This is a genomic window from Sphingomonas sp., from assembly GCF_036388215.1.
GTDB lineage: Bacteria > Pseudomonadota > Alphaproteobacteria > Sphingomonadales > Sphingomonadaceae > Sphingomonas.
Genome location: NZ_DASVSH010000016.1, coordinates 37,087 through 61,934, shown reverse-complemented (window position 1 = coordinate 61,934; position 24,848 = coordinate 37,087). Strand labels below are relative to the sequence as shown.

At 65.1% G+C, this 24,848-nt stretch carries 22 protein-coding genes and 1 tRNA gene; 20 read left to right on the top strand and 3 right to left on the bottom strand.

Going from position 1 to position 24,848, the window contains the following annotated elements; all coding sequences use genetic code 11:
- Positions 1–102 precede the first annotated feature (102 nt).
- From VF617_RS07005 to VF617_RS06940, 14 genes are all read left to right on the top strand, one after another.
- Entirely contained in the window at positions 103–2,493 is a 2,391-nt protein-coding gene (locus VF617_RS07005; RefSeq protein ID WP_331014156.1) for a glycoside hydrolase family 2 TIM barrel-domain containing protein, read from the top strand.
- 135 nt (positions 2,494–2,628) lie between these two features.
- Entirely contained in the window at positions 2,629–3,444 is an 816-nt protein-coding gene (locus VF617_RS07000) for an IclR family transcriptional regulator (protein ID WP_331014155.1), read from the top strand.
- Between the two features lie 37 nt (positions 3,445–3,481).
- Positions 3,482–4,267: a rhamnogalacturonan acetylesterase gene (locus VF617_RS06995; RefSeq protein WP_331014154.1), complete on the top strand. Its 786-nt coding sequence runs from the start codon at positions 3,482–3,484 to the stop codon at positions 4,265–4,267.
- Positions 4,268–4,435: 168 nt separating this feature from the next.
- On the top strand, positions 4,436–7,423 hold the full coding sequence (locus VF617_RS06990) for a TonB-dependent receptor (RefSeq protein ID WP_331014153.1): 2,988 nt from the start codon (positions 4,436–4,438) through the stop codon (positions 7,421–7,423).
- Between the two features lie 109 nt (positions 7,424–7,532).
- Complete coding sequence (locus VF617_RS06985) at positions 7,533–9,398, top strand: ABC-F family ATP-binding cassette domain-containing protein (protein ID WP_331014152.1); 1,866 nt, start codon at positions 7,533–7,535, stop codon at positions 9,396–9,398.
- Positions 9,399–9,487: 89 nt separating this feature from the next.
- Entirely contained in the window at positions 9,488–10,402 is a 915-nt protein-coding gene (locus tag VF617_RS06980; protein WP_331014151.1) for an AraC family transcriptional regulator, read from the top strand.
- Positions 10,403–10,663: 261 nt separating this feature from the next.
- Entirely contained in the window at positions 10,664–10,930 is a 267-nt protein-coding gene (locus tag VF617_RS06975) for a hypothetical protein (RefSeq protein WP_331014150.1), read from the top strand.
- Positions 10,931–11,001: 71 nt separating this feature from the next.
- Positions 11,002–12,009: a hypothetical protein gene (locus tag VF617_RS06970; RefSeq protein WP_331014149.1), complete on the top strand. Its 1,008-nt coding sequence runs from the start codon at positions 11,002–11,004 to the stop codon at positions 12,007–12,009.
- Between the two features lie 10 nt (positions 12,010–12,019).
- The gene (locus VF617_RS06965; RefSeq protein WP_331014148.1) at positions 12,020–13,852 is read left to right on the top strand and encodes a type I secretion system permease/ATPase; all 1,833 of its coding nucleotides are present in this window, start codon (positions 12,020–12,022) and stop codon (positions 13,850–13,852) included.
- Positions 13,849–15,195, top strand: a complete 1,347-nt coding sequence (locus VF617_RS06960) for an HlyD family type I secretion periplasmic adaptor subunit (protein ID WP_331014147.1) — start codon at positions 13,849–13,851, stop codon at positions 15,193–15,195. The genes VF617_RS06965 and VF617_RS06960 overlap by 4 nt, the downstream gene beginning before the upstream one ends.
- A gap of 267 nt (positions 15,196–15,462) precedes the next feature.
- The gene (locus VF617_RS06955; RefSeq protein WP_331014146.1) at positions 15,463–15,834 is read left to right on the top strand and encodes a hypothetical protein; all 372 of its coding nucleotides are present in this window, start codon (positions 15,463–15,465) and stop codon (positions 15,832–15,834) included.
- 18 nt (positions 15,835–15,852) lie between these two features.
- Positions 15,853–16,224, top strand: a complete 372-nt coding sequence (locus tag VF617_RS06950) for a cytochrome P450 (RefSeq protein ID WP_331014321.1) — start codon at positions 15,853–15,855, stop codon at positions 16,222–16,224.
- Between the two features lie 9 nt (positions 16,225–16,233).
- Positions 16,234–17,127: an ROK family protein gene (locus tag VF617_RS06945; RefSeq protein WP_331014145.1), complete on the top strand. Its 894-nt coding sequence runs from the start codon at positions 16,234–16,236 to the stop codon at positions 17,125–17,127.
- Positions 17,120–17,560: a zinc ribbon domain-containing protein gene (locus tag VF617_RS06940; RefSeq protein ID WP_331014144.1), complete on the top strand. Its 441-nt coding sequence runs from the start codon at positions 17,120–17,122 to the stop codon at positions 17,558–17,560. The genes VF617_RS06945 and VF617_RS06940 overlap by 8 nt, the downstream gene beginning before the upstream one ends.
- A 19-nt stretch (positions 17,561–17,579) precedes the next feature.
- Here the strand turns inward: VF617_RS06940 and VF617_RS06935 are convergent, their stop codons facing one another.
- Positions 17,580–18,203 carry a DNA-3-methyladenine glycosylase 2 family protein gene (locus tag VF617_RS06935; RefSeq protein ID WP_331014143.1) on the bottom strand — a complete coding sequence of 208 codons (624 nt, stop codon included), beginning with the start codon at positions 18,201–18,203 and terminating at the stop codon, positions 17,580–17,582.
- 64 nt (positions 18,204–18,267) lie between these two features.
- Here VF617_RS06935 and VF617_RS06930 point away from each other — a divergent pair, with 64 nt between their 5' ends.
- Positions 18,268–18,585 (top strand): 2Fe-2S iron-sulfur cluster-binding protein, encoded by a 318-nt coding sequence (locus tag VF617_RS06930; protein ID WP_331014142.1) that lies wholly within the window; start codon positions 18,268–18,270, stop codon positions 18,583–18,585.
- Between the two features lie 31 nt (positions 18,586–18,616).
- Here VF617_RS06930 and rlmB read toward each other — a convergent pair whose 3' ends face one another.
- Positions 18,617–19,363, bottom strand: coding sequence for a 23S rRNA (guanosine(2251)-2'-O)-methyltransferase RlmB (rlmB, locus tag VF617_RS06925; protein WP_331014141.1), 747 nt, complete (start codon positions 19,361–19,363; stop codon positions 18,617–18,619).
- Positions 19,363–20,964, bottom strand: a complete 1,602-nt coding sequence (locus VF617_RS06920; protein WP_414713978.1) for a M20/M25/M40 family metallo-hydrolase — start codon at positions 20,962–20,964, stop codon at positions 19,363–19,365. The genes rlmB and VF617_RS06920 overlap by 1 nt, the downstream gene beginning before the upstream one ends.
- A 120-nt stretch (positions 20,965–21,084) precedes the next feature.
- Here VF617_RS06920 and VF617_RS06915 point away from each other — a divergent pair.
- From VF617_RS06915 to VF617_RS06895, 5 genes are all read left to right on the top strand, one after another.
- A tRNA-Tyr gene (locus tag VF617_RS06915) sits at positions 21,085–21,170 on the top strand.
- Positions 21,171–21,345: 175 nt separating this feature from the next.
- Positions 21,346–22,404 (top strand): tyrosine-type recombinase/integrase, encoded by a 1,059-nt coding sequence (locus VF617_RS06910; protein WP_331014139.1) that lies wholly within the window; start codon positions 21,346–21,348, stop codon positions 22,402–22,404.
- Between the two features lie 483 nt (positions 22,405–22,887).
- Positions 22,888–23,136 (top strand): AlpA family transcriptional regulator, encoded by a 249-nt coding sequence (locus VF617_RS06905; protein WP_331014138.1) that lies wholly within the window; start codon positions 22,888–22,890, stop codon positions 23,134–23,136.
- 220 nt (positions 23,137–23,356) lie between these two features.
- Positions 23,357–23,872: a hypothetical protein gene (locus tag VF617_RS06900; RefSeq protein ID WP_331014137.1), complete on the top strand. Its 516-nt coding sequence runs from the start codon at positions 23,357–23,359 to the stop codon at positions 23,870–23,872.
- Between the two features lie 323 nt (positions 23,873–24,195).
- Complete coding sequence (locus VF617_RS06895; protein ID WP_414713977.1) at positions 24,196–24,633, top strand: OmpA family protein; 438 nt, start codon at positions 24,196–24,198, stop codon at positions 24,631–24,633.
- Positions 24,634–24,848: the final 215 nt, after the last annotated feature.

The window sequence follows — 24,848 nt, the reverse complement described above, 5'->3', positions numbered from 1 at the left end:
TTGCACGAGCCCCCTTGTCAACCGCGTCCCATTTAATGATACTAGAGTTTACATTGCGGAATTATCGCAGACACAAAGTCGCGGCCGCCTGGGAGAGATTGCATGTGGGCACGGCATATCCTGCTAAGAGCAGCCATCGCATTCACGGCGACATTCGCGAGCCTAGTGGCGCTGCCCGCCGCAAGCCAGCCTGCCGGCACGCAGAGCTTCGATTCGGGCTGGCGTTTCTCAAAGGGTGAGATCGAAGGGGCCGAGCAGTCCGCGTTCACGGATAGCGGCTGGCAGGCTGTGTCGCTGCCGCACGATTGGGCGATCGAAGGGCCGTTCGACCGCAACGCCAAGGCGACCGGCTCCGGCGGATGGCTGCCCAGTGGAGTCGCCTGGTATCGCAAGCATTTCACGCTGCCGGCGGATGCCGCGGGCAAGCGTGTCTTCGTCGAGTTCGACGGGGTGATGGAGCGCTCGGGCGTGTGGATCAACGGCATGCATGTCGGCCACCGGCCCAATGGCTATTCCAGCTTCCGCTATGAGCTGACCCCGCATCTGAAGGCGGGCGAGAATGTGATCGCGGTGCGCTCGGACACATCGGCGCAGCCCGCGTCGCGCTGGTATGCGGGCGCGGGCATCTATCGGCACGTGCGCCTGATCGTGACCGGCCATGTCCATGGCGAGAGCTGGGGCACCACGGTGCGCACCATGAAGCTTACCGACAGCGGGGCGGACCTGACCGTGGGCAGCAGCGTGATGAACCGTTCCGCCGTGCCGGTGCAGGCGCGGCTCGAGGCCGTGATCCAGGGCCCCGACGGCCGGCAGATCGCCAGCTTCACCGGTGAAACGCAGGAACTCGCGGCGGGGCGGGCCACACCGCTCGCCGCTTCGGGCAGCCTGGCCAACCCGAAGCGCTGGGACATTGACGATCCCGCGATGCATGTGGCGCTGGTCAGGGTGCGCGGCGCGGACGGCGGCTTGCTGTATGAAGAGCGCGTGCCCTTCGGCATTCGCGACGCCCGTTTCGAAGCGGCGACGGGCTTCTGGCTCAACGGGCGCAACATCAAGCTGAAGGGCACGGCCATCCACGCGGATGGCGGACCGTTCGGCATGGCGGTGCCGCTCGCGATGTATGAGCGGCGGCTGAAAGGACTGAAGGCGCTCGGGGTCAATGCGATCCGCACCGCGCATCATCCCTTCTCTCCCGAATTCCTCGATCTGTGCGACCGGCTCGGCATCGTGGTGATGAACGAGGCGTTCGACATGTGGACCGTCTCGAAGAACCCGCACGACTATCACCTGTTCTTCACCGACTGGTCGTCGATCGACGCGCGCGATTTCGTGCGGCGCGACCGCAACCACCCGAGCGTGGTGATCTGGTCGATCGGCAACGAAATCCACGACACGCCTTATCCGCTGGTCGCCAAGTCGATCGCCGCGCGGCTGATCAAGATCTTCCACGACGAGGATCCGACTCGTCCGGTGACGATGGCGCTGTTCCGGCCCAACACGACGGGCGACTATCAGAACGGGCTGGCCGACATGCTCGACGTGGTCGGCCAGAATTATCGCGAGAACGAGCTTGCCAAGGCGCATGCCGACAAGCCCAGCCGCAAGATCGTGGGCACCGAGAACGGCAAGAACCGCAGCAACTGGCTCGCGATCCGCGACAACCCTGCATATGCCGGCATGTTCCTGTGGACGGGCGTCGATTATCTCGGCGAAGCGGACCGCGCCGGCTGGCCTGCGATAAGCAACCCGTCTGGCCTGGTGGATCGCGTCGACGGCGTGAAGCCGATCGGATGGGAGCGGGCAAGCTGGTGGTCGACCAAGCCGGTGGTCAAGCTCGGCCGCCGCGTGACCGAAGTGATCGACGTAAGCGAAATGCCGACGATGGTGGGAATCGCCGTGCCGCAGCCAAGAGGGCCGGGCGTGCTCGGCGATTGGACGCCCGGCAATCTCGCGGCGCACCCCGAGTCGGTCGAAGTGGTTTCGAACGCGGAGGAAGTCGAGCTGCTGCTCAACGGCCGCTCGCTGGGCCGCAAGCCGCGCAACAAGGATGACAGCGCGATCAAGTGGACAGTCGATTTCGCCCCCGGCGAGCTGCGCGCGATCGGCTACACCGCCGGGCGCAAGGTTGGCGAGGATGTGTTGCGGACCGCGGGCGCGCCCGCCGCGGTGCGCCTGATCGCGGAGGCCCCGGGGGTGGGCTCCGGGTTCGACGATGTGGTCGCGGTTCGCGTCGAGATCGTCGATGCGCGGGGCGTGCTGGTGCCGTCCGCGGCGCACGCGGTGACCGTGACGATAAGCGGACCGGGCAAGCTCGCCGCGTTCGACAATGGCAGCGTGAGCGATCACACGCTTTTCTCGTCACCGACACGCGCGGTGGCGGGCGGGCGCGCGGTCGCCTTCGTTCGCGGTTCGGGCGAGGCGGGGACGATGATCGTCAGCGCCACCGCACCGGGCCTGAAGCCCGCGACCGCCAGACTGAAATCCCTGCCCTGAGCACGTGGATCGGTGCTCGGGCGACTTGCGTTTATTTGGAGCCTTCTGCCGACAATGTGAAAATGCTCGCTCGCAATTCGTCAATATATGATACGGGCGGCGACCCATTGATAAATGAGAGGCAAATCGGCGGTCATGGAAGCGGAAAAGCCGGGAAAGAAGGCGCCCAAGGTTGCAGGAAGCCAGACGCTGCTGCGCGGGCTCGATCTTCTCGACAAGGCAGTCGAAGGCCCGGTCAAGCTCGCCGAACTTTCGGAGCGGATGCAGCTGACTCGCTCAACCACGCACCGACTGGCGAACGCGCTGATCGACCGCGGTTTTTTGACCTATCTTCCGCGTGACGGCTATCAGCTTGGCCCCAAGCTCATCCAGCTCGGCTTCCTCGCGCAGAGCCAGGCCGATATCGTCCAGATCGCCCGCCCCCGAATGGAGGAACTCGCCGCGACCACCGAGGATACGGTCCATCTCGGCCGGCTCGACGGTGATTGGGCGCTGTATCTCGACAAGATTTCAGGTCGCCGCCGCGTGGAAATCTCCAGCCGGATCGGCGACCGCCAGCCCCTCACTTCCACTGGCCTGGGCAAGGCGCTGCTGATCGATTCAAGCGAAGCGGAGTGGAACAGGCTGTTTCAGGCCGACCAGGCGCATGGCGCGCCCAAGGCGGACCGCGAAGTCTGGTTCGATCGCATGCGGGGCTATTCGCAGTCGGGCCATGCCTTCGATCTGGAGGAGAATGAGGATCTGATCCGCTGCGTGGCGGCCCCCATCCGCAACGTATCGGGCAAGATCGTCGCCGCAATCAGCGTGTCGAGCGCCGCGCAATATATGGGCGACGGGCGGATGGACGAGCTCAGCTCGGCGGTGAGCGGCACGGCCAGGCGGATCAGTTGCGATCTGGGCTGGAGCCCGGACATGAAGGCGCCGCGCACGCGCCGCCTGGGAGGAAGCTGACGATGGCATTTTCGGTGTGGAAATCGGAGCCGGCGCTGTGAGCGGCCTTACTGCATTCGCGGCGGGGCTTGCGCTCATGCTGCAGGCTGCGCCCCAACCGCGCATCTTCATCGCGAGCGATTCCACCGCGGCCAATTACGATGCCTCGAAATATCCGCAGCTCGGCTGGGGCATGATGCTCAAATGCGGACTGGCGCCGGACATCGAGGTGATCAATCGCGCGGTGGGCGGACGCAGCACGCGGACGTTCATCAGCGAAGGCCGGTGGGACACGCTGATCGCGGATGCGCGGCCCGGCGATGTCGTGCTTATCCAGTTCGGCCATAACGACGCTAGCCATTCGCGCCCGGAGCGCTACGCGCCGGCGCACACCGCCTATCGCGACAATTTGCTGCGGATGATCTGGGAAGCCAAGGGGCGGGGGCTGTTCCCGGTGCTCGTCACGCCCCCGGCGCGGCGGTCGTTCGAAGACAAGCGCGCCAAGGCGGATTTCGCCGAATACAGCCAGGTCATGCGCGAGCTCGTCGTTTCCACCAATACGCCACTGATCGATCTGGAGGCGCGATCGCGCGCGCTCGTCGAGCGGGCGGGTGAAGAGGGCGCGAAGCGCTATTTTCTCCATTACAGCGCGAACGAGGGCGTGAAGGCCTTTCCCAAGGGGATCGCCGACGACACCCATTTCAGCGAATTGGGAGCGCGGGCGATGGCTGAGATCGTCGCCAGGGAACTGAAGGGGTTGCGGCTTCCGGTTGCCGAAAAGGTGCTCGCCGAGCGGCCCGACCTGACGCGCGAGACTCCTATCGGAAGCGCCGCCTGCCGCTGAGGCGGATGGGTCCGTGACGATGCATTCACCAGATGAGCGGTCCCAAAATGACACCGCTATCATTTTTAAATAGATTATATGACAAATCCGCAGTAATATGAGACCGTGAAGCAATAAATGGGATACCGCGCGGCGTAACGGCGCCGGCGGCACATGGAGGGGAACATCATGAAGGGTGAATTGCATTCGCGAGCGATTTCGAGTCGCCGGTTCGGCGTCTCCGGCGCTGCCCTGGCGGCGGCATTGCTGTGGAGCGCTCCGGCGCTGGCGCAGAGCGATCCCGCTCCGCAGGACGCGGCAGCCGAGGAAGATGGCGCGATCGTCGTCACCGGCTTCCGCGCTTCGCTGAACAGCGCGCTCAACCTGAAGAAGAACGAAACCGCCGCGGTGGATTCGATCGTGGCTGAGGATATCGGCAAGTTCCCCGACAGCAACCTGGCTGAATCGATGCAGCGTATCCCTGGCGTGTCGCTCTCGCGCGGCGACGGCGGTGAGGGCCGCAACATTTCGGTTCGCGGCCTTGGCGCAGGCTTCACTCGGGTCCGCATCAACGGTATGGAGGGCACCTCGCAGACCGGCTCGTCGGATATCTACGGCGCGGGCAATTCGGGCCGCAGCTTCGACTTCAACGTATTTCCGTCCGAAATCTTCTCGTCGCTGGCCGTGCGCAAGACGCCGTCCGCGGATGTCGAGGAAGGTTCGCTCGGCGCCACGGTCGATCTCAAGGCCCCGCATCCGCTCGACTATAAGGAAGATTTCGTACTGAGCGTGACTGCGCGCGGTGTTTACAACGAAGTCAGCAAGTCGCTCGATCCGCGTGCGTCGGCGATCATTTCGAAGCAGTTCGCCGACGGCACCTTCGGCATCCTGGGCTCGATCGCCTACCAGAAGCGCCATATGCGTGAGGCCGGCTATTCGGCGGTCGACATCCTGTCCGCATCGCTTGGCGGCAACCAGCTCGGCACCGGAGCGGCTGCACAGCCCTTCTGCACGCCGATCGGCGTTACTCCGATCAGTCCCTCGCCGGTGACGCATGCGTCCAGGGGCGCGACCGACACGATGTGCAGCACGAACAATCCTCGCACCGGCACGGTCGCGGCCTATAACACGATCATGGCGCTTCGCAGCCCGATCGCGCCCGGCACGCCCGGCAGCGGCGCCTTCTTCCCGCGCATTCCGCGTTATGTGAATTCGGAGCAGGATACCGAGCGGCTCGGCGGCACACTGAGCCTACAATGGAAGCCCACTGAGAATACGGATATTTCGATCGACGGGCTCTATTCCCGCTTCCAGGTTGAGCGGCGCGACAATTACATCGCCGGTCTTTCGTTCGCGCGGAGCATTACGAACAACGGCCAGCCGATGGTGTCGGTGAAGGACATCCAGTTCGATTCGAAAGGATCGCTGGTCTATGGCCTGTTCGATGGGGTGGACGTGCGCTCCGAGGGCCTGGTCGATACGTTCGTCTCGACCTTCAAACAGGCCAATCTGAACTTCAAGCACCGTTTCTCGGACAGCTTCGAGATCACTGCCTTCGCCGGCATCTCGAGCTCGCTGTGGGACGGCAAGGAGCGCCTGCAGACCTTCATCGACGCGATCGACGTGGACAATTTCACGATCGACTTCCGCGAGGGCGGCAACAATCCCAAGATCGGCTTCGGCTTCGACGTCGCGAACCCGGCCAATTTCGCCTACGCGCCTAGCCCGGATGGCGGGCAGACCTTCCTCGGCGGGTTCAGCACGCAGGGCAAGCCTTCGATCAACAAGACCGACAACAAGACCTTCGAGCTCAACACCAACTGGGACGTCACCCAGGGCTTCACGGTCAAGGTCGGCGGACAGTATCGCGAAAGCGACTATCGGGCGCGCGGCGCCACGCAATATACCGGCCAGAACGTGACCAAGGCACTGCCCACGGGCACGACGCTTGCCAGCATCACGCGCCAGATCACCGGAGTCGATGACATCTTCGGGACGGGGGCGCCGGCAAGTTGGGCCGCGATCGATCCGGACAAATGGCGCACGACCTTCAATTTCCCCAAAGGTTTCGATTTCTGCACCACCGCCGCCTGCGGCGTAGGCACCGCGCAGATCCGCGAGCGCGTGAAAAGCGGTTATCTGATGGTGAACTTCGACACTTCGGATTCACTGCCGATCACGATCCGCGGCGATGCCGGCGTGCGTTATGTCCATACCGATCAGCGCGCCGTGGGCTATCTTACGAGCGCACTCGCCAGCAGCCCGACCGGGGTCACCGCCACTGCCAATCCGGTGGACCGGACTTATGATGACTGGCTCCCTTCGGTGAATGTGGTTTTCGAAGCCACGCCGAACCTTCTTGCCCGCTTCTCCGCGGCGAGCGTGATGTCGCGGCCCGAATTCGGGCCGCTCTTCCCTAGCTCCGCCGCGATCACCGCGACGACGCGCACCGGCAGCACCAACAATCCCTTCCTTGATCCAATCAGGGCCGATACCATCGACCTTGCGCTGGAATGGTATTTCCAGCCGGGCTCGCTGCTGTCGGTCGCCTATTTCTACAAGGACATCAAAACCTTCATCCAGACTGCGTCGAACCAGATTCCGTTCAACCAGCTCGGACTTCCGGACGCCCTGCTGGCCGGCACCAACACGGCGCCGACGGAGATCTTCACGATCCGGCAGCCGTTGAATACGCCGGGCGGTCCGCTGAAGGGCTTCGAAGTCAACGCCCAGGTTCAGTTCCGCTTCCTCCCGGGCTTCCTCTCTAACTTCGGCGCGCTTGCGAACTACACCCGCGTCACCTCCAAGATCGACTATATCCTGGGCACGGGCGCGACCTTCACGTCGGACCTGATTGATCTGTCCAAGAATTCGGCCAGCGGCACGCTCTATTATGAGGATGATCGGTTCAGCATCCGCGCCACGGCCAGCTATCGTGATCGTTATACACGGGCCATCATCGGCGCGAACGGAAACGATATTCGCGCGAACCACCCGAACACCTTCGTTGATGCGTCGGCCTCGTTCAACGTGACCGACAAAATCAAGCTGATACTCGAAGGGCAGAACCTGACCGACGCGCGCAACACGCTCTACATCGACAGCGTCCGCCAGGACACGCTGTTCGAAACCCGGATCGGACGCACCTTTACCTTCGGTCTCAACTTCCAATACTGATCGATCCTGCCCGAGTTGGGCCGTCCCTTCGGGGGCGGCCCATTTTTTTGGGCCCACCCGCGTACCGAGCGCTCTTGGGTTTGCTGCAGCGCAGTGCTAGGCGCGCGCCATGCTCAACCTGACCGACATCACGGTGCGCCTCGGCGGGCGCACGATCCTGGACGGCGCGACCGCCAAGCTGCCGCCGCGCGGGCGGATCGGGCTGATCGGGCGCAATGGCGCGGGCAAGACTACGCTGGTCAAGGTGATCGCCGGCCAGCTCGAGCCCGATACCGGCAGCATGGACATGCCGCGAGGCGCGCGGCTGGGCTATATCGCGCAGGAAGCGCCCGGCGGGGACGCCACGCCCTTCGAGACGGTGCTCGCCGCGGACACCGAACGCGCGGCGCTGATGGCCGAGAGCGAGACCAGCCACGATCCCGATCGGCTAGGCGAAGTGCATGACCGGCTGATGGCGATCGACGCCTATACAGCGCCAAGCCGCGCGGCGCAGATCCTGGTGGGCCTGGGCTTTGACGAGGACGCGCAGCACCAGCCGCTGGAGAGCTTTTCAGGCGGGTGGCGGATGCGCGTGGCGCTGGCCAGCCTGCTTTTCTCGCAGCCGGACCTGCTGCTGCTCGACGAGCCTTCGAACCATCTCGATCTCGAAGCCGTGCTGTGGCTTGAAGACTTTCTGAAGTCCTATCCCGCGACGATCCTGCTCGTCAGCCACGAGCGCGACTTCCTCAACAATGTCGTCGATCACACGCTGCATCTGGGGCAGGGCAAGCTGACGCTTTATCCCGGCGGATATGATGCGTTCGAGCGGCAGCGCGCCGAGCGCCAGGCGCAGATCGCCTCGGCGCGGGCCAAGCAGCAGGCGCAGCGGGAGCACCTCCAGGAATATATCGCGAAGAACTCGGCGCGCGCCTCCACCGCCAAGCAGGCGCAGTCGCGCGCCAAGGCGCTGGCCAAGATGCAGCCGATTGCCGAGCTGATCGACGATCCCTCGCTGACCTTCGACTTCCCGAACCCGGACGAGCTGCGCCCGCCGCTGATCACGCTCGATTATGCGAGCGTCGGCTATGGCGACAAGCCGATCCTCAAGAAGCTCAACCTGCGCCTCGATCCCGACGACCGGATCGCGCTGCTGGGCCGCAACGGCAACGGCAAGACCACGCTGGCGCGGCTGCTCGCGGCGCAACTCGCGCCGATGGAAGGCGCGATGAACGCCTCGGGCAAGATGCGCGTCGGATATTTCACGCAGTATCAGGTCGAGGAGCTAACCCGCGACGAGACTCCGCTGCAGCACATGACTGCGCTGATGAAGGGCGCCAGCCAGTCGGCGGTGCGTGCGCAGCTCGGCCGCTTCGGCTTCCAGGCGCAAAAGGCGACGACTGAGGTCGGCAAGCTCTCAGGTGGCGAAAAAGCGCGCCTCGCGCTGGCGCTGATCACGCGCGACGCGCCGCACATGCTGATCCTCGACGAGCCCACGAACCATCTGGACGTGGATGCGCGCGAGGCGCTGATCCAGGCGCTCAACGATTATTCGGGCGCGGTCGTGATCGTCAGCCACGACCGCCACATGATCGAGATGACCGCGGACCGGCTGGTCCTGGTCGACAGCGGCACCGCCAAGGAGTTCGAGGGGTCGCTCGACGATTACATCGCCTTCGTACTTTCAAAGGAAGGCGCGGGGCCGAAGCTTTCCAAGGCGGACAAGAAGGAAGCCCGCCGCGCCGCCGCCGAGGCGCGTGAAAAGGGGACCGAGCTGCGCAGGGCCGCGAAGAGCGCGGAGGCGGAGCTTGCCAGGCTCAATGACCAGCGCAGCGCAGTCGATCGCGCGATGTTCGACCCCTCCACCGCCGACGCCTCTCTGGCCAAATTGGCGATGACCGATCTCATGAAGCGCCGCGCCGAGCTGGAGGCAAAGATCGAAGCGGCCGAGGCGGCGTGGCTGGAGGCGAGCGAGGCGCTGGAAGGGATCGCCGCTTAGCTCCGTACCGGACCCGCAAGCATCCTTACCGCGCGTCGCTCGTTCGCATCTCCCAAAAGGGAGTTCGCATCTCCCAAAAGGGAGATAGAATGATCTCAACGCCTGCCCAACTGGGAAGCGGCATAGCCGTGCAAGGCGTTACGGCGCTGCCGGGCACGCTCGATGGCGCCGTCGATGGCCTAGCCCAGTGCGATCTGCGCGCAGGGCGGCCCTTCGTCGCCGAGGGTGGCGACCGGATGACCTTTCATTGCGTGATCGAGGGCGACGTGCATGCCCAGGTAGATGGCGGCGCGCCGATCACTTTGCCGTGCGGCGTCGCGCTCCTGCTGCCCGCGGGCCGCGCCATTCGGATGACTGGCGCGCGAGCCTCGGCGGCCCGCTCGCGCCGTCCGGATGCCCGGGTGATGATCGGCCGCGTAAGCCCGCGCGCGGCAGCTGCGCTCGGGCTCGCGGAGATCGATGAGCCCCTGGCCCACGACTTCTCACGGGCGCCTGGCGCCGCGGCGCTCGCTGCTGCGCTTGCGGGCGAACTCGACACGCCGGCGCTGGGCACGATTCCGCTATTGTCGGCGCTTATGAAGCTCGGCCTGGTTTATGCGGCCCGTGATTTGAATCCGGACGTCAAGGGCGGCAGCACGCGCGTCAGCCGGGCGGTGTCGGCGGTGCTGACCGATCCCGGCGCGCCGCACAGCATCGGATCGCTCGCCGATCTGGTGCGCATGAGCCGTGCGACCTTTATCCGGCATTTCGCCCGGTTCACTGGGGCCAATCCGATGCGCTTTGTTGCGCAAGCCAGGATGGACCATGCTGCAGAATTGCTGCGCTCGACCGATCTGCCGATCAAGGAAGTGTCCGCGCGAATAGGCTTTGCGAACCCGGGTCATTTTTCGCGCGCATTCCGGTTGAAGTTCGGAATCGACCCGAGCGCCTTTCGCAAATCGTTGATTTCGCCAGGAACAGCGCCTGCGGAGGGAAGTCACGGCAAGCACCTCGAACAAAATTAACCCACGCCAAACTTGCAAAAGCGTACCCCGAAATATCATGGCAAGCCCGAAATGATCGCGAGGCCTGTCGCGTTCGAAGTGGACGCTATCCGCCAGTTTTTCTGGAAAATTTCGCGGCCGAAACCAAATTTTCAGCGGCACGCCGCTCAGTCCAAGTGAGCATTTTGGGTCCATTAGGCGGGGAACGCGCGACCTGCCGCGTTGGTTTTATCTCCGTGCTCCGACGAGTGCATCCACAATAACTGAGTTAGGAGAAGTACCATGGCCCGTCTTAGCGATATCTTTAACGACAGCTCGAATTCGAGCGATTCGACCAGTTCCAACAATTCGGAAGGCGAAGGCTCGCTGACCAACGTGCTTGGTCTCGACGCCAGTTCGAGCAACGAGAGCTCGGAGACGGATGAGGACGGCAATATGTCGTATGACTCCAGCGACAACAGCGTCAGCCTCGACAATAACACCGACGGCCTGCTCAGCGGCGTGACCGACTCGATGTCGTCGTCCAGCAGCGATTCCGAGAGCGAATAACTGCTCATCGGTGGCGGGCCGGGTAATTCCGGCCCGCTATCGTTTCATTTCCGGGGGGAAGAGGACGATGCATGGCCGATCCTATCCTCCTCAATCCCGATAATCGCCTGCTGGGTTCATCCACGGGCGATTTCAGCCTGTTCGGCTCTCAAGGCGACCCGCGTTTTTCGGTGCATGGCGCGCGCGATGAGGCGCCTGTCTCCCAGGCTCCCGACGCCGCCGCTATCAATGCAGCCCCCCCTGCGCCCATTGGGGAATCCGCTCCGGCTTCCGGGGCTGCTCCTGCAATCGCGGCGCCTTCCGAAGGGGAGGCGCAATCCAGCGCCATCTCACTCGCCCCACAATCTTTCCTGATCGCACCGCAGACCGCCGACTTCAGTCCCGTACAGGGCAGCCTGGGCGAAGTGGCGTCACCCGTGCATTCCGGATGGAGCCCCGTGGCCTTCGACCCAGGCTCTCCGAACCCTGCGAGCGCCGGCGCGGGCTCCTCCAGCCCGGCGTCAAACGGCGCTGTGGACGGCGCGCCCGGCGCGACATCCCTGGACGCGGTGACCGGCGCCGCCACGGCGCTGCTCAACGATCTCGTCGAGCCGGCCGGCTCGGCTACCAGTGCGCTATCGCCGATCACCACCACCGCGGAAGGCTTGGTCGATACTCCCATCGAGACCGTGCAAGACGCGCTGGCCGCCGCACCCCAGGACGTGGTGATCGGCACCGCGGCCTCGCTGCTCGACGATCTCGCCGAGCCTGCCGGCTTGGTCACGGGCGCTCCACCGCCAATCACCGGCGTTGCCGATGGCCTGATCGCTGCAACCGGCGCCGTGGACGACACGCTCGACGGGCTGGGGGGAAGCGATCCGCTGGGGGGAGTCGCCACCCTCGTCAATCTGGTCTCGGTTTCCGACGTGTTCGATTTCAGGCCCGTCGATCCGCCAATGCCCGATGCCGCCGGGGATCCCGGCCTTGGCATCCTCGACGCGCTGGTGGGCGAGGACGCCCCCGAACCACTGCTTGGCGTGGGCCAGGAGGATAGCGGCCCGCTGGGCCATCCGCTCGACGACAACCCGCTAGGCCTGTGAGAAAAGCCACATGATCCCCAACGAGCCGCTCAAGCCCAGCGAAGCCCAGGCCGCGCACGAACGCGTCAGCGAAGCCACCGCCGAGGTTATCGCGCTCGACAGCGCACTGCGCTCGGCCGAACTCACGCAAGGCGACGAATTCGCTTCCGCGCTGGTCCAGTGCAAGCGGTTGCTGATCATCGCGGGGTTGTTCAGCGGGGGCGTCAACCTGCTGTTTCTCGCGTCGCCCATCTACCTTGTTCAGGTATATAATCGCGTGATTCCAAGCGGGAGCACCGCCACGCTGGTGGGCCTCAGCTTTGCATTGCTTCTCGCGCTGGTCACGATGGCGGTGTTCGATGCGGTGCGCGCGCGCATCCTGATCCGTGCCGCGGCTCGGCTCGATCGCATCCTGGCGCACCGGGTGTTCCAGGCGACGATCGACGGTGCACCCAAGGCCAACATCGGCTCGCGCAACGCACAGACGCTGCGGGATCTGGATCAATTCCGCTCCGCGCTGGCGGGGCAGGGCGCCCAGTTCTTCTTCGACGTTCCCTGGATGCCGCTATTCCTGCTCGTGCTGTTCCTGATCCATCCGCTGCTGGGCGGCGTGGCGGTCGCCGGCGCCACGGCCTTGCTCGCGCTTGCTTTCTTCAATGATCGGGCAACCCGCGAAAGCTCCCGGATCGCAACCGAAGCGGCCAACCGCTCCTATGCCTTTACGGATAGCGTGGCGCGCTATTCGGGGCCGGTGCGCGGGATGGGCATGGCCGATCGGCTGGCAGTGCGCTGGCACGTGGATCGCGACACGATGATGCGCCGCCAGGCGGAGGGCAGCGACCGCAACGCCGACTTCGCATCCTCGATACGCTTCCTGCGCCTGGTGTTGCAAAGCGCGATGATCGGCATCGGCGGCTATCTGGTGATCCAGGGATCGATCCTCGCCGCGAGCATCTTCGCCGCCAACATGCTGCTCGGCCGCGCGCTGGCGCCGCTCGAAGTGGCGGTGTCGGGCTGGCGCGCGATCGCCAACGCGATCCAGGCAGGACGCCGCGTGCAGAGCGCGCTCAAGGCCTCGCCGCCGCCGGCCAGCCGAATGAAGTTGCCCGATCGCGACGTCGATATCTCGATTCGCGACATGAGCTATACGCCTCCGGGCGCGGCGCGGCCGTCGCTCGACAAGATCAATCTGGAAATCATCGCGGGCGAGGCCATCGGCATTGTCGGACCCTCGGGCGCCGGCAAGTCCTGCCTCGCGCGCCTGCTCGTCACCGCGACGGATCCGACACAGGGCAAGGTATTGCTGGGCGGCGTCGAGGGGCGGCATTGGACCGCCGAGAATCTGTCCCGCTATGTCGGCTATCTCTCTCAGACCGTGGGGCTCTTCCCGGGCACGATTCGCGACAATATCGCGCGCTTTACCGATGCGCCCGACGAGGAAGTCGTCAAGGCGGCGCAGCGCGCGAACGTCCATGACATGATCCTCTCCTTGGCCGAGGGCTATGAGACCGAAATCAAGGCCGGCGGCTCTGGCCTGTCGGGAGGGCAGCGCCAGCGGATCGGCCTGGCACGCGCCATGTTCGGCAGCCCGCGGCTCCTCGTCCTGGACGAGCCCAACGCGCATCTTGATGCCGACGGCGAAGAAGCGCTGGCCGCCGCGCTCGAGACGCTGAAGGCCGAGGGCTCGACGATCGTGCTGATCGCGCATCGGCTCAATCCGATCGCGCATGTGGATCGGGTCATCGTGCTCAATAACGGCGAACTTCAGCTCGATGGGCCGCGCGCGCGGGTCTTCCGCAAGGTGCGCACCGACATCGTCCGTTCGATCGCGAGCGAGCCTATCGCGGAGGCTGCTGAATCATGAAAATCGAATTTCCCGGGTTCGGCGGCGCCGGCAATGGCGCGGCGTTGCCGCTTCCCCGTCGGCTCATCGAGCGGCGGATGCGCCGGCTTGACGTGCGTCCGCTTGACGATGCCGGCCGTGCGATCCGGGTCGGGCTCATCGGCGCGGGCCTGTTCTTCGGCGTTTTCCTGCTGTTCGCGCTGCTCGTGCCGATTTCCGGCGCCGCCATCGCGACCGGCGAGGTTTCGGTCAGCGGGGCGAAGCTCGTGATCCAGCCCGTATCTTCCGGCATCGTGGCGGAAATACTCGTTCGCGAAGGACAGGCGGTCACCGCGGGCCAGCCGCTCGTCCGCCTCAACGGCGTGCGCTCGGGCGCCCAGCTTACTCAGGCACAGGCCAAGCGCGACGCATTGCGCGCCGCCGAAGCGCGGCTGATCGCCGAGCGCGACGGCAAGGACATCCTGCTGTTCCCGAGCGACCTGGCGCAGCGTTGGAGCGACCCGACGGCCCGTGATGCGATGGCCGCGCAGCGCGCGCTGTTCGACAAGCATCGCGCGGTGCTCGGGGCGGACCGCGGCATTTCCGGGACTCAGCTCGATGCCGCGCGCGCGCGGGCGGCGGCGTCCGCCCACCAGTTGCAGCTCATCCGTGAGGAGCTCGCCGATTATCGCAAGCTCTACGCCAAGGGCTTCGCGCGCAAGACGACGGTCCGCTCGCTCGAACGCACCGAAGCACAGTTGCTCGCCGATACGCTGAGCGGGCAAGCCGCGGTGACACAGGCGGAGCTTTCGCTGCGCAAGACCAATGACGGCCAGCAAATGGCGCTCGTCTCGGAACTGCGCAGCGTCCAGGATCAACTGGCACAGGTCAACCCGCAGCTCGACATGTCCAAATATTATGCCGATCTCGATCTCATGCGCGCCCCGGTAGCGGGCCGCGTCGCCGGGGTCGCGCAGATCGGCCCGGGAACAGTGATAAGCGGCGGGCGCACGCTGATGGAGATCGTGCCGAATGGCCGCGCGATGATCATCGAGACGCAAGTAAAGCCCGAGGACATCGATGACGTGCGGATCGGGACTCCGGCCACAGTGCGCTTTTCGAGCGTCAATCCGCATGGCCAGAGTGCGTTTGCCGGCAGGGTAGTCACGCTTTCGCCGGCGCGGGTCGGTCAGGAAGGCGGCCAGCCGGGATATTATCGCGCCCAAGTCGTCCTGGACGATCCCGATGCGGTGCGCCGTGCCGGTGTCGAACTGCAGCCGGGCATTCCGGCCACCGTCAACATAAAAACGAAGAACCGGACGCTGATGGATTATCTGATGGCGCCGTTCAGCGATGCGCTGAGCAAGAGCTTCCGGGAAGAATGAAGATTGATGAGCGCGGGCAACCTAATTGGAGCGCAGATCATGGCACTGAAGGAGAACGATGAATTAGGCCCAGTCGGAACGGGGGCGGCTCGCAGTCTACCAGTGTAGGCACTGCTCCCGAGGACGCAGGCGGTGCGACTGGTGGCGGCACAGGCGGCGAGACCAGCGGCGGCACGGACGGTGCGGCGGCTCAGGCAGTGGGACCGGCGGCACGGGCGGTGCGACTGGCACCGGTGGTAAGACCGATCCAGCGGGCAGTTTGCGGGCATGCCCTATGTCTTCACGTTCCTGCGGCGGTTCAGCCCGATCACCAGGCTGGGCGGCATCTATCTGACCTCGCGTTACGACGACCTGCGCGAAGTCTTCGCTACCGATGGGGCGTTCTGCGTGCCCTACAAGCCCAGGCTCGACGTGATCATGGGCGGCCAGCCCTTCTTCCTCGGCATGGGGGATACCCCGCAATATCGCCACGACACCGATGCGATGCGCACGGCTTTGACGGGATTCATCGTCGGCGGGCCGCCCCAGCCGCCAATGGTGGTGCCGCAAGCGCTGGAGCAATTGTTGCGACGCCCAGAGGCGCTCGCCGGAGCCCAAGCCGCCGCGCGCGCGGACGACGATGCTGCTGGCGATACGTGACCGAGGCGATGCGTTTCGATCCGCTCGCGGGGGCTGCCACGCAACGTGCTGGCGGACTGGACGCTTGCAAGGGGCACGCGGCATGAGCGGACGCTCAAGGCCGGGTCCACCATGCTCGCGGCGTTCGCCTCCGCCATGATGGACCCGCGCCGCGTTTCCGATCCCAAGCGGTTCGATCCGCACCGGCCCGCCAGCGACTATATCCATTTCGGCCACGGGCTGCATCAATGCTTCGGGCTGCACATCAACCGCGCGACGCTGCACCTGATGCTCAAGCCGCTGCTCAAGCACCAGAATTTGCGGCGCGTTCCGGGCCGGGCGGGGCGGCTGCACAAGAACGGGCCGTTCGCCGCCTCGCTGACGGTCGCGTTCGATCGGGGGCCGTGCTAGCCGGGCCGCATGGCAAGCCTTCCGCTGATCGCCGGCCTCGAACTGGGCGGCACCAAATGCGTCGCGATACTGGCCGCCGGGCCCGGCGATGTCCGAGCGCGCGAGACGGTGCCGACCACCAGTCCGGAGGGAACGCTGGGCGCGCTGGAGGCAGTGCTTGACGGCTGGACCTTCGATGCGCTGGGCATCGCCAGCTTTGGCCCGCTCGATCTGAACCCGGCCAGCCCGGCCTTCGGCTCTATCACCGCCACCACCAAGGCGGGATGGGAGGGAACCGATCTCACCCAACGCCTTGCCGAGCGTTATGCCAAACCGCTCGCGATACAGACCGATGTGGTCGGCGCGGCGCTGGCCGAGGGGCGCTGGGGGGCGGCGCAGGGCCTGGCCAGCCATGCCTATATCACGATCGGCACCGGCGTGGGGGTCGGACTGATCGCCGGCGGACAGCCGGTGCTGGGCGTGGCCCACGGCGAAGCCGGCCATATGCGCATAGCGCGCGCACCGGGGGACGGCTTTGCCGGCTGGTGCCGCTTTCACGGCGATTGCGTCGAGGGGCTAATCGCAGGCCCCGCGCTCGCCGCCCGCTTCGGGCGCCCAGGACAGGACTTGCCCGATCATGGCCCGGAATGGGAGCTGTTCGTCCACGATCTGGCGGGGATGCTCCACAATCTCGTCGTCACGGCCGCGCCCGAGCGGATTTCGATCGGCGGCGGCGTGATCGCCGCGCGCGAGCACCTCTTTCCCCGCATCCGGGCTTGCCTGGTCGAGAGCATCGGCGGCTACGGCTCGCTCGCTCCCTATTGCGCCGAACTCGATAGCCGCCTGGGTCCGCCGGGGCTTGGCGGGATGGCGGGGCCGCTGGGCGCGATCGCGGTGGGGCTGGGCGCACTGAGCCATGAGTAACAGCCGTCCTGTAAATAACCCCGGAAAATGGCTGCTCGCCATCGGTGGCGCAGGCGCTGTCCTGGCACTTGGAATGGAAACCAGCGTTCCCACCGCGCTTGGCCGCGTCAACAACCTCGGTTTGATGAGGGATCAGCAAAACTACCTTATCATATCAGGCGTCATCGCCTTGATCGGTGCTTTCCTTTTCCATCGCGACAATGGGAAATCGAGTCCGAAGTCCGAACCCTCCGCGGGTGGGAAAGCCTGCCCCGAATGCGCCGAGATCATTAAAAGCGACGCCAAGGTCTGTCGCTACTGCGGCAACCGTGACTTCAACGGATCGGTCGAGGACAATGATGAACAGGGCCATGGCGACGAGTGGCTGAAGGATTGGAAGCGGGCGCGCCGGCCGACGCTCGGGGAGCGGCTGTGGTGGACGCCTAAGAAGTAGGCGTTGCCGCGAGTTCGTCTTAAACGACCTCCATATCCACCTTGTAATGGTGCCATGCGAAGATCGCCGCCGCGCCGCGATGCGGCCGCCAGGCCTCCGCGATCTCGCGGATCGCCTTCTCGCTGGGGCGCTCGGCATGGCCCAGCAGCCGCCCGATCTCGATCTGCACCGCAAGGTCGCCCGCGGGCCATATGTCCGGCCGGCCCTCCGCGAAGAGCAAGTATATCTCGGCCGACCAGCGCCCGATCCCCTTGACCTTGACGAGCTGCGTGATCGCTTCCTCGTCGTCGGCGGGTAAATTCTCCAGGTCCAATGTGCCGCTGGTCACTTCCTCGGCCAAGCTGCGCGCATAGCTCGCTTTCTGGCGCGAAAGGCCGGCGGCGCGCAGCGTCTCGTCCGAAGCGGCAGCGACTTTTGCGGGGTTCGTCAGGTCGCCCACGCCCGCCTCCAGTTTCTTCCAGATCGAGGCGGCGGCGGCGACGCTCACCTGTTGCCCGATGATCGTGCGCAGCAGCGTCTCATAGCCGCGATCGCGCCGCCGCGGCTCGGGATAGCCCGCGCGCGCGATCCCCGCGGCGATCGCCGGCTCGATCCGGGCGAGGGCGTCGAGCGAATCCTTTAGCTGCTTTGCGCTCAAACCCATCGGTCGTGTCCTTGAAAGGTGACGAGGATGGCGGCATGGACGCCGCAACCCTAGGAGAATGCATGTGCCCAAGCTTATCGTCGTCACGCGCGATGGGGAAGAACGCGAAGTAACCGGCGGCGCGGGGCTCTCCGTGATGGAAGTGATCCGCGAAAACGGTTTCGACGAACTGCTCGCTTTGTGCGGGGGCTGTTGCAGTTGCGCGACATGCCATGTGCATGTCGATCCGGAATTTGCGGCCAAACTTCCGCCGATGAGCGAAGACGAGAACGACCTGCTCGAAAGCTCCGCCGATCGCGACAGCCGCTCGCGCCTGTCTTGCCAGATTCCGTTTACCGATGCGCTGGACGGCCTGCGCGTGACGATCGCCGACGAGGACTGAGAGTCTGTTCAGCTGGCGCCGCTTCCCGGGCTCAGCCGCGGGTCGCCACCGCATACAGCGCGATCGCCGCCGCGTTCGATACGTTCAGGCTCTCGACCTTGTCGCTAATCGGCAGCTTGGCGAGCTGATCGCAATGCGCCTCGGTATTCTGGCGCATGCCTTCGCCCTCGGCGCCGAGCACCAGCGCGATGCGTTCGCCGCCCAGCGTTTCGCCCAGCGTCTTGTCGGCGTGGCCGCTCAGCCCGATCCGCCAGAAGCCGGCCTCGGCGATCTCGTCGAGCGCACGCGCCAGATTGACCACGCGCACCCAAGGGACGACTTCCAGCGTGCCCGCCGCGGAGCGTGCAACCGTGCCCGATTCGGGCGGCGCGTGCCGGTCCTGAGTCACGATCCCCAAAGCGTCGAACGCCGCAGCCGAGCGCAGGATCGCCCCCACATTGTGCGGATCGGTTACCTGATCGAGCACCACCAGCGGCCGGCGGTCGCCTTCGCCCTGCGCGATCAGGTCGCCCAGCCAGATATCCTCGAGCGCATCGACTTCTGCGACCATGCCCTGGTGCGGCGCGTCACCGGGCACCAGCCGCGCGAGATCGGCGGCGTCGGCAAAGGTGACGGGCAGCGTAGAGGGCACGTCCAGCCCCGCCATCGCTTCGCGCGTCACCCATAATTTGCGCACCATGCGCTCGGGGTTCGCGAGCGCCGCCAGCACGGCATGCCGGCCATAGAAACGCGGGCGTGATGGAGCGGCCTTGCTCGGCCGATGTCCCTTCTTGGCCATTATTTGCCTCCCTGGGGCGCGGAATAGCGATAATATTCGCCCTCGACCGGCTTGGTCGGAAGCGGCACGCGCGGCAGCGGCTTCTCGCTGTTCGCGGCGTTGATCAGGAATGCGGCCAGGATGATCGCGCCCTGGCGCATGTCCTCGGCCTTGAGCGCATCGAATGTGTCAAGATTGGTGTGGTGCCGCAGGCTGCCATAATCGAGCGGGTCCTGGATGAACTGGAAGGCCGGCACGCCAATCGCATCGAAATAGACATGATCGGTGCCGCCGGTCTTGCGGATCGCCACCGTTTCCGCCCCCATCGAGCGGAACGGCGCCAGCCATTCGCGGAAGATCGGCACCACCGCGGGGTTCTTCTGCGCGTTGATCCCGCGAATCCGGCCCGAACCGTTGTCCAGGTTGAAATAGGCGGAAAGCTGCGCGTGTCCGGGAAGCGCCGTGATCGGCCAGCCCGTCGCCCATCCATAAGCGGCTGCCGCGCCGGTGAGGCCCGGATCAGCGGGCCGGCTGGCAAGATGGCGCTGCGCATAGTTTTGCGAGCCGAAAAGGCCCTGCTCCTCGCCGGACCAGAGCGCGAAGCGGATCGTGCGCCTGGTCTTGATGCCGCTCGCCTTGATGATCCGCGCGGCTTCCATCACCATCGCCGAGCCAGCCGCGTTGTCCGCCGCGCCGTCGCCGGCGGCCCAACTGTCGAGATGCGCCCCCGCCATCACATAGCCGCTGCGCGGATCGGCGCCCGCGATATCGGCGATGATGTTATAGCCCTGGGTGTCGCTGTCGTCGAAGCGCACCGCACTGGCGAACTCGACGACCGGCGCCGCGCCCATCGAGGTCAGACGGGCGATGCGACGATAATCCTCCTGCGCGATCTCGAAGCCCGGCAGCGGCGATGAATCCCCCACCCCGAAGCGCGACCCCGATCCGTGCACGATCTTGCCCGGTCGGCTCGACATGGTGGCGTAAGCGACTGCGCCTTCCTGCTGGAGGAATGCATCGCGCGCGCGCGTCAGCCGCGATCGCGCGCCATATGCCGGCGGCGTGCTCGGGGAGAAATCGAAGGTGTCAGCCTTGGCGAGCTCCGGATCCGTCCAGCGGCGGAACGGGGGCTCGTCCAGGTCCTTAGGCGCGGAGGGATCGGAGATGAAGACGATCTTGCCCCTCAGCTTGCCCTTCCAGCGGGCAAAAGAGGCTTCGTCGGGAAGCGGCGCCACGACCACGCCGGCGCGCAGCGTGCCTTCGGTGGCGGGCGTCCAGGTGATCGGGGCGATGGTGAGCTGGATCGCGCGCGGCTCGATCATGCGCGCGGAAGCGCCGAGCGATTCCCACCCCCGGCCGAATTCGAAACCTTCCTTATGGACCTCGGTCAGTCCCCATTCGCGGAACTTCGCCGCCGTCCACGCCTCGGCGCGGCGCATCCCCGGCGAATTGGTCAGTCGCGGGCCGATCACGTCGGTGAGATATTGCGCGATCCGCATCACTTCGGAATTGGCGGTGCCCTCCTCGATAATCCGGGCAGTGGCCGTCGGCGCGGTTTGCCCGGCAAGCGGGGCGGGGGCAGCAAGGGCGGCTGCGGTCAAAAGCGTCACAAGGGCGCGCATGGGGGTCTCGCTGCTTGGAATGGGATGAGGCGACGCTATGCGCCGCGGCGGGGCTGCGCAAGGCGTTGACAGTGCGCGCCCGGCCCGGCAATGGACCGCGCTCGCCAAAGGCGCCCCAATGGACAGGTGGCCGAGTGGTTAAAGGCAGCAGACTGTAAATCTGCCCGTGCAAGCGTACGCTGGTTCGAATCCAGCCCTGTCCACCATTTGTTCTTCCGGCATCTTCCGGTAGTTTCCCACATACGCTAAGAACGCTCTCGGGGCGCGACCTTCCAACGGTCCCGCTCTGTCCGGCATTATCCGGCCCTTGCCAGCCCCTCTCGGGGGTATCGCAGGGGGTAAGTTCAGCGAGAGGGGGCAGGATACCCCCAAGGGGGTACGATGCTCACCGATGTCCAGGCGAAGAACGCGAAGAAGGCGGACAAGCCCTATAAGCTCGCCGACTCCGGGGGATTGTTCCTACTGGTGTCGACGACGGGCAACCGATCGTGGCGCATGAAATATCGCTTCGGTGGCAAAGAGAAGCTGCTGACCTTCGGCGCTTATCCCGATGTCTCGCTGATCAAGGCCCGCGACGAACGCGAGCGCGCCAAGGCTGCGCTGCGCGAAGGGCGCGACCCAGCCGTCGAGAAGAAGCAGGCCGCAGCTGCCCGGACGCTCGGATCTTCAAACACCTTTGAGGCGTGCGCCCGGGCGTGGTTCGAGTTGAACAAGCCCCGCTGGAGCGCGGTGCATGCCGGCAACGTGATCGACAGCATGGAGGCCGACCTCTTCCCCGCGATCGGCGCGATGCCGGTCAAGGACGTGACCGAGGCGCTGTTGCTCGATGCGCTGCGCAAGGTCGAGAAGCGCGGTGCGATCGAGACGGCGCACCGCCTGCGCCAGCGCGCGAGCGGGGTATTCGCCTATGCCGCGGCTGGGGGTATGAGGACTGGTGACCCCGCTGCCGTCGTGAAGTCGCTGCTCAAGCCGAAGCCCAAGGCGGGCAAACAGCCCGCCCTGACCGATCTGGCCGAGTGCCGCCAGTTGATCGCGGACGTGGAGGCCGAACGCGCGAGCCCGATCACGAAGCTCGCGAATCGCCTGATCGCCCTGACCGCCGTGCGCTCGGCCGTGCAGCGGCATTGCCGATGGAGTGAATTGGAGGGGCTCGACGGGCCGGAGCCGATCTGGCGCGTCCCGCCCGGCACGATGAAGCTCGCGCTCAAGCTGAAGGACGATGTCACCTTTGAGCATATCGTACCGCTATCGCGGCAGGCGGTCGAGGTGATCGAGGCCGTGCGCCCGCTGACCGGGCATCTGCCGTTCCTCTTCCCGAACGATCGCCACGCTCATCGCCCGATGTCGGAGAATGCGGTGCGGGCGCTGATCATCCAACTAGATTTGCGCCTCGGTGCTTATCGCGAGACGCACCCTGCATATTTCTTGTCGGCCGTATAAAGCTGGTTCGAGCGCACGCATCGAGCTTTGGGAATGCCCATATCGATCACGGCACGAGTCACCGCTGCCGGGTCGATTTCTTCACCTGCCTCAGCTTCCGCGCATGCATTGAACTGGCCCAGCGTCATAACGCCTCGCGCGTCTCTTGCGCACGGGTTTGCGCTTGGTGCGGGCGAAGGAGTCGGCTTCGCAGTGGGAACATCCTGGTTAGGTGCTGATCCCGTAACGAGCAGAATGGCGGCCGCAAATAGAGCAATGGGCATGGTTTCTGGTCCTCTTCAGGCGAGAGGCTATCACTTCACAAGTGCGCAGAACAGGCCCTGCCAGCTAGGCGCCCCACTCCGGCCCCTCGGGATCGGGCACGAAATCGTCATAGGCGGGCGGCGGGGCCGGGCGCAGTCGCGGGTTCGAGTGCCCGGACTGCGAGCCGGATCAGCTCGGCCCGGTCGCCTACTTCGACGTGCTAGGTAACGAGGTGCCCCTGTGACCGACCAGACGACCGAAATCCCCGCGCCGGCCGCTCCTCGATCGAACCGCCGTATCCGGCTCAAGGAAGTAATGGAGCTGGTCCCGCTGGGCCGATCGACCATCTATGATCGCATGGAGGCGGGCACGTTTCCGAAGTCACGCGACCTGGGCGGCGGGGTTGTTTGCTGGCTCGAATCGGAGGTATTGGACTGGCTCGATGCGCTTCCCGAAAAGGGGGCGAAAAATAATTTGGGGGTAGGGTAGGGGGTATCGTCAACGGCGACCCCCACGAAAACCGCAGAACCGCCGTTTCTGGCCTTGGTTTCAATGGAAGCCCTGTCCACCATTTGCAGAAGTATTTGTTTTAAAACAAATACTTACAGGTGGGCTTTTCTGCCAACCGCTGCTGCGGTACATAATGCTGGTACATACCCCTGCCGCCGAGGGCATAAAATCGGCTGGGTCGGCCAAGTATGGTGGGGCCATGACCGAGCACGCCGCCATGAGCGGACGCCGCGCTCCACACCTTCAACACCGCAATGGGATCTATCACCTGCGCGTGCTTCGCGACGGACCGTACAGCCACATGGCGGCATCTGGTCGTGATGCGCTCGAAGGCATCGGCGTTGCCAATGCCGATTTGCTTGCCCGCATCGTTGCGGCCCGGCTTGATCGCACATGGCGCAACCCGATGGGCGGCGACTGCCCGGTGCTTGCTGAACTCACCCGACAAATGGCCGAGAGCAATCATTGCCAGGCAGTTTGCGACCTCCTGCTTCAGGCGACGATGGCACCCGCCTGGGTTGCTGAGCGCGAGGCGGGGCTGGTCGCCGGCACTTCGGAGCTATCGCGTTGCATTCGTGATTTTTCCGTGGCGATTGAGCAGCGGGCGATCGCTGTGATGGCGATCGGGGGCGGATTGATCGTGCACCAGGCTGGAACCGATCCTACGAGAGTTTTCTTCGTCCTGGGCCCGCAGTCTATTCTTCGCATGTGTTAGCGACGTGCCAGGCGGCATGGCGAGCAACGCGCAACCCAGTGGCATTTTTGCTCCGCTCGCCTTCCCAATCGAATGTTGGCAACGGTGCCGCTCTGGGGCTCGAAGCTGGCGAAGGCACTCGGCGTGATCCGAAGCCAAGGCGATCTTATCGCCAATTGGCGATGCCAATACTTTCATCGAGCCAGTAGTAATGATGGCACCGGTTCGCCCAGCCAAGCCAAAGCGTCATTCCCGCAATCTCAACCAAGGGTAGCAGTAGCATGGCGGTTGACTCGGGCACGGCGTCCGATCACCGTAAACGTGCTTGAACAGAGGGAATGCAGATGAAGAAGGTACTCGGGCTCGCAGCGATTGCCGCCGGCGCGCTCGCATTCACGCAACCGGCTGCGGCGCAGACGGCAGCCACGCCATGCGTGGCGGGGGGGTTTACGGCATTCTTCGGTGCCAACAGCGACAAGCTGAACGCAAAGGCGAGGGCGATCCTCGACAAGGTCGCGAACACCTATCGGACATGCGGCCAAGTCCAAGTGGTGATTGCCGGCCACACCGACCGGAAGGGCAAGGACTCGTATAATGTGGGCCTGTCCCAGCGCATGGCGGTGAGCGTTCGCAACTATCTGACAGCTCAGGGTATACCTGCGGGCTCGATCACGACCCAGGCGTTCGGCGAAACGCGTCCCATGGTAGATACCCCGGACGGCAAGGCCGAGCCCCAGAACCGGCGCGTGGAGATCACCTTCGCACCGGGCAGCGGCTGGTAAGGCTCGCATCCTGCCGAATGAGATTGTCCGTAAATCGAAACGGGCAATCGGAGAGGCGAACTTACCACAGTGTAGGCAAAGGCATGATCGCAACGCCGTGCCGGTCGAACCACAGTTGCACGGCCTTCTCGGTTTGATGCTTGCGGTTGCACATGCGCTAGAAGCTCAGATCGCGCGCTGCCATCTCGACGGCTATGGCTTCGCATCCTCGCTGG

Excerpts from the sequence above, each read along its gene's own strand:
- VF617_RS07005 (WP_331014156.1), top strand. The coding sequence starts at position 103 with ATGTGGGCACGGCATATCCTGCTAAGAGCAGCCATCGCATTCACGGCG.
- VF617_RS07000 (WP_331014155.1), top strand. The coding sequence starts at position 2,629 with ATGGAAGCGGAAAAGCCGGGAAAGAAGGCGCCCAAGGTTGCAGGAAGC.
- VF617_RS06990 (WP_331014153.1), top strand. The coding sequence starts at position 4,436 with ATGAAGGGTGAATTGCATTCGCGAGCGATTTCGAGTCGCCGGTTCGGC.
- VF617_RS06985 (WP_331014152.1), top strand. The coding sequence starts at position 7,533 with ATGCTCAACCTGACCGACATCACGGTGCGCCTCGGCGGGCGCACGATC.
- VF617_RS06980 (WP_331014151.1), top strand. The coding sequence starts at position 9,488 with ATGATCTCAACGCCTGCCCAACTGGGAAGCGGCATAGCCGTGCAAGGC.
- VF617_RS06975 (WP_331014150.1), top strand. The coding sequence starts at position 10,664 with ATGGCCCGTCTTAGCGATATCTTTAACGACAGCTCGAATTCGAGCGAT.
- VF617_RS06970 (WP_331014149.1), top strand. The coding sequence starts at position 11,002 with ATGGCCGATCCTATCCTCCTCAATCCCGATAATCGCCTGCTGGGTTCA.
- VF617_RS06965 (WP_331014148.1), top strand. The coding sequence starts at position 12,020 with ATGATCCCCAACGAGCCGCTCAAGCCCAGCGAAGCCCAGGCCGCGCAC.
- VF617_RS06960 (WP_331014147.1), top strand. The coding sequence starts at position 13,849 with ATGAAAATCGAATTTCCCGGGTTCGGCGGCGCCGGCAATGGCGCGGCG.
- VF617_RS06955 (WP_331014146.1), top strand. The coding sequence starts at position 15,463 with ATGCCCTATGTCTTCACGTTCCTGCGGCGGTTCAGCCCGATCACCAGG.
- VF617_RS06945 (WP_331014145.1), top strand. The coding sequence starts at position 16,234 with ATGGCAAGCCTTCCGCTGATCGCCGGCCTCGAACTGGGCGGCACCAAA.
- VF617_RS06940 (WP_331014144.1), top strand. The coding sequence starts at position 17,120 with ATGAGTAACAGCCGTCCTGTAAATAACCCCGGAAAATGGCTGCTCGCC.
- VF617_RS06935 (WP_331014143.1), bottom strand. The coding sequence starts at position 18,203 with ATGGGTTTGAGCGCAAAGCAGCTAAAGGATTCGCTCGACGCCCTCGCC.
- rlmB (WP_331014141.1), bottom strand. The coding sequence starts at position 19,363 with ATGGCCAAGAAGGGACATCGGCCGAGCAAGGCCGCTCCATCACGCCCG.
- VF617_RS06920 (WP_414713978.1), bottom strand. The coding sequence starts at position 20,964 with ATGCGCGCCCTTGTGACGCTTTTGACCGCAGCCGCCCTTGCTGCCCCC.
- VF617_RS06910 (WP_331014139.1), top strand. The coding sequence starts at position 21,346 with ATGCTCACCGATGTCCAGGCGAAGAACGCGAAGAAGGCGGACAAGCCC.
- VF617_RS06900 (WP_331014137.1), top strand. The coding sequence starts at position 23,357 with ATGACCGAGCACGCCGCCATGAGCGGACGCCGCGCTCCACACCTTCAA.
- VF617_RS06895 (WP_414713977.1), top strand. The coding sequence starts at position 24,196 with ATGAAGAAGGTACTCGGGCTCGCAGCGATTGCCGCCGGCGCGCTCGCA.